This window comes from Clostridioides sp. ZZV15-6388, from assembly GCF_020657755.1.
In the GTDB taxonomy this organism is placed as follows: Bacteria; Bacillota; Clostridia; order Peptostreptococcales; family Peptostreptococcaceae; genus Clostridioides.
Window position 1 is genome coordinate 1 of record NZ_JAGWCU010000116.1, and the last position, 409, is coordinate 409.

Annotated in this window: 1 protein-coding gene; it reads right to left on the reverse strand. The window is 26.4% G+C overall.

The features are described 5' to 3' along the window. Positions 1-409 (reverse strand): transposase (locus KGF48_RS19995; protein WP_227868505.1); only part of this gene is annotated, 409 nt, incomplete at both ends.

Consider the following 409-nt stretch of genomic DNA (forward strand, 5'->3'; position numbering starts at 1 on the left):
AAGTGTTTATTTTTCAATAAACCTCTTACATTTAAATCTTCTACTACTACTCTACAAGGCTTGGTTTTCACTATTGTATTAGTAGTTTGGTGTATATGATTTAATCTAATATCAGAAAGTTTTTTATAGACAAGCTTTATCTGCTTTTCAACTTTTATGATATTTTGAGTTTTTAAAAGTTTTTCACCTTTTTGAAAGGCGTTACCACTTTTCAACATATCATATTTCCTTGAAACTTGCCTTTGAAGTTTTCTAAGTTTCTTATTTAATCTTTTAACTTCTTTTGATTTATTAATGTTTTTAAAAGGTTCATCTATATTGCTAACTATGGCTAAATCCTTGATACCTAAATCAACACCAATACTTTCATTAGTAAGTTTAATATCAGTTTTTTCCTCAACTTCCATTG